Consider the following 3,415-nt stretch of genomic DNA (forward strand, 5'->3'; position numbering starts at 1 on the left):
TCTGCTTGAGCCGTGTGCCGTGACGAATGGCACGCACGGTTCTGAGGGGGCGGGGACGTAGTAATGCGTCCCCGCTACCCGACCAAGCAGTACATCCAGTATGAAGAAGCCGCAGACGTCCTCAAGATGTACCACGGCAAGACCGTCCCAGCGCTGGCGCAGACGCAGACGTACGCGGAGGCACTCCTCAAGGCCGCCGGGCGGAGCGCCGAGGCTGAGGCGGAGAGCAGAGCCCGGATGAAGCGCCAGAAGGTGCTGCAACGTGAGAACCCCCCGTACTTGTGGATACTCATCGATCAGGAGGTGCTCGAAAACGTCGTCGGAGGCCCCGCAGTCATGGCGGAGCATTTGCGCTACCTCATTCGGAATCAGGCGACCGGGTGTGGGTGCGGGACTCCAAGGACCCGGATGGGGAACGGCTGGCGTTCGGGCGTGAGGCGTTCGCCGGGTTGCTGGTCCGGGTGAAGCGCGGAGAGTTCAGCCTCTAGTGTTCATCCGCCATGGGGCGGATGTGGCGCCGGGGTCGATGACCGGAGGTGCATCTGGTCTGCGACAATCCGGCCACCCACGAGACACCGCGGGGCGACGACTGGTCGGGCCCGCCACCCCCCCGCCCGCCTTGTGGCCTTGTGAAGCCGGCGGTTCGGCAACTCGATGCCGTCGGTGGCGTGGGCGGCCGGGGTAAAGCCGAATTAGCGGGTGTTCTGTTGTTGGTCCTGGTTGCGGTGGTTTTTTACCGGATTAGTGTGGTTGCTGCAGGTGCCCGGTTGCGGTGGCCTCTGCGGGTCGGTGTGGACGTTGCGGTCATGGTGGGCTGAAGTCACTTCGGCTGGGCTCGCTGGTGGGGGTGTGGTGGTTCGGCTGCAGGTCGGTGCGTGGCCGCTGCCCTCTGGGCCCGGGGCCTTCGGCCCCGAAGGACTGCGGCTGGGCGATCGGGACCCGCTTACGGCGCCCGGATGGGCGAAATATTCCCCGATTCGGCTCGGCTGTAAAGACGACAAGATTCTTTATCGAAATCGGGGTGATCTTGAGTGACTGTTCGATAACATTGAGTCATGTGTTCGAGCCGAGTCGATGTCGCGTCGATGTCCACCGAGGAGCTGGTGGACGCGGCGGCAGCGATCGCGGCCGAACTCGCCCACCGCCAAGCGCCCGCCTCGGCCGCCGCCTGCCTGGCCCAGGCCGAGACCCTCGCCCGCGCCACCGACCAGCACGAGAGCGCACTGGCCGCTCTGATCGCCCGCGTCGACGCCTCCGGGGAGATGCGCCGGTGGGGACTGCCTTCCACCCTGGCGTGGTTGCGCACCCGGCTGGGCATGCGCGAAGCCCGCGCCAGGGAACGCCTGCACCTGGCCCGCCAGCGCCACCGCCTCCCCGAGGTCACCCGCCGACTAGTCGACGGGGAACTGTCCTACGGATACGCCAGCACCATCAGCGCCGCCGTCGCACGGCTGGACGACACCGATTGCGCCGCCGCCGAACACATCCTCCTCGACCTGGCCGGGCAGGGATTCTCCGCGGGCAAGGTCGCCGCGTTCGGCAACAAGATCACCGACCTCATCGCCGAACGCGACGGACGCGAGCAAGCCCCCCAGGACGTCGCACGCGGATACGAGCGATCCTGGATCGACTCGACCCGGTCACTGGACGGCGGCCGCTACATCAAGGGCTGGCTCAACGCCGAAGACGCCGCCATCTGGGACGGCACGCTCAGCCCGCTGGCCAAGCCCGCCGGAACCGACGACCACCGCGACCTGTCGGAGCGGACAGCGGCGGCCTTGAGCAGCGTCCTGTCGGGCGGGCACAAGGCCACCAAGGTCACCGTCATCTGCGACCTGGACACCCTCACCGGCGGCACCACCCCCGCCCGCCTCACCGACGGCACCCCCATCCCCGCCGCCCAAGCCCGCCGCATCGCACTCGCAGCCGGAGTCTCACCCCTCCTCCTCGGCCAGGGGAACACCCCGCTCTACCTCGGCCACCGGGTGCGGTTCGCCACCGCCCCACAGCGCCAGGTCCTGGAGACCCTCTACTCCACCTGCGCGGTGCAGGACTGCGAAGTCCCCGGGACACTGTGCGAAGTCGACCACGTCCACGGCTGGGCCCTCGGCCACAGCCCCACCGACATCGACCAACTCGCCCTCACCTGCGGATGGCACAACCGCTTCAAGCACACCACCCCACACCAGATCGCCATCACCCAAGACCACACCGGACGCTACGCCTACCGCGTCCTACCACCCGACGACACACCCGGCACCCGCACACCGCCGACGCGGCAACCATCAGCCACCAACCTCTGGACCACCACCACCCACCACGCCCGAGCCCGCCCCCGCCACACTCGGCGCATTCCCCACAAGAGCCGCCGCCAGACGGCCGGGCCGTAACACGAGCAGCCGGGGAGTGACTGCTCTTTGGCACCTGCTTCTCTGCCAATCCCCTCAAAGTGTGGAGACGGCTTTCGGTGGTACTCCCGCCTGTGCGGCAGGCCCTGGGCGTGGCCTCTTCCCTCAGGGCAGTGCCTGCGCGCTCCCGTTCAACACCCACGGCGGGCAACCCGGCAAAGGCGTACATCCACGGGATGAATGAACGGCGTCGCTGAGGCGGTGCGGCTGCTGCGCGGCACGTCGTCGAACCAGCCGGGCGACGTCCACAACGTCTTGGTCACCGCGGGACCGGCGTTCCGGCCAGCGGCCTGATCCTGGGAGCGGACGCGTGAGTGAATGGATCGGAAAGGACCTCGGTATCCGGACCATCGCCCATGACGAGACCCGGGCGGTCCTTGACGCGCTGGCGGTCGGCGCGGACGCCGCCGACCTCGACCCCGTCTTCGCGGAGTCGCCCGGTGGGCGCCGGACGCACTCGGCTCGGCAGGCGCCTTCGACGTCCGGTCGTCCACGGCACCCAGCGGCTCCGCGTCCTGAAGGACCTCCCGCGTTCGGGAGCCGCGGAGATGAGCGCCCGCTCCGCGGAGGTCTGGGACAAGGGTTCGGCGGCGGTCTCGACGTGGCCGTGGAGAGCGAGTACTTCGAGGCCGCCTGGTCGCTGTTAGCCCCAGGATGCGGCGGCTTCGGCGGGGACCGGGTCCGCTCGCAGGCGCCCCGAGGCAACGCCGGACGACTCGCTGACCGTCCGGACGGCCACTAACCAGGCCGCCCTCTACCGCCTCCTGGGCGACCGCCACCATCTGCACATCGACCCGGGGGCCGCGAGGACGACCCGGATGCCGTGCCCCATCATGCACGGCCTGTGCACACTGGCGGCGATCACGTTTCCCTGGCGTCGTCGCTCGGTGCCCACCCGGCCGACCTACGCGAACTAGGGCGTGTTTCGAAGTAGTTGGAGCCATTCGTTGATGGCGGTGATCTCGAGGGTTGCCTGGTAGCGGACGGAGAGCTTGTCGTATCTGGTG

3 protein-coding genes and 1 pseudogene are annotated in these 3,415 nt (G+C 68.8%); all 4 read left to right on the forward strand.

All coding sequences use genetic code 11. From position 1 onward, the window contains the following. Positions 1-63: 63 nt before the first annotated feature. Positions 64-354, forward strand: a pseudogene (locus tag ACGFI1_RS44300) (Scr1 family TA system antitoxin-like transcriptional regulator); the annotation flags it as partial. Positions 355-386: 32 nt separating this feature from the next. Continuing rightward, on the forward strand, positions 387-488 hold the full coding sequence (locus ACGFI1_RS44305; RefSeq protein ID WP_392793635.1) for a DUF397 domain-containing protein: 102 nt from the start codon (positions 387-389) through the stop codon (positions 486-488). A gap of 567 nt (positions 489-1,055) precedes the next feature. Then, entirely contained in the window at positions 1,056-2,390 is a 1,335-nt protein-coding gene (locus ACGFI1_RS44310; protein ID WP_392793637.1) for an HNH endonuclease signature motif containing protein, read from the forward strand. 737 nt (positions 2,391-3,127) lie between these two features. After that, on the forward strand, positions 3,128-3,325 hold the full coding sequence (locus tag ACGFI1_RS44315) for a MaoC/PaaZ C-terminal domain-containing protein (RefSeq protein WP_392793638.1): 198 nt from the start codon (positions 3,128-3,130) through the stop codon (positions 3,323-3,325). Positions 3,326-3,415 lie beyond the last annotated feature (90 nt).

This window comes from Actinomadura geliboluensis, assembly GCF_043197915.1.
Classification (GTDB): Bacteria; Actinomycetota; Actinomycetes; order Streptosporangiales; family Streptosporangiaceae; genus Spirillospora; species Spirillospora geliboluensis.

Bases quoted from the DNA above. Each gene is read 5' to 3' on its own strand.
- ACGFI1_RS44310 (WP_392793637.1), top strand. From the start codon at position 1,056: ATGTGTTCGAGCCGAGTCGATGTCGCGTCGATGTCCACCGAGGAGCTG.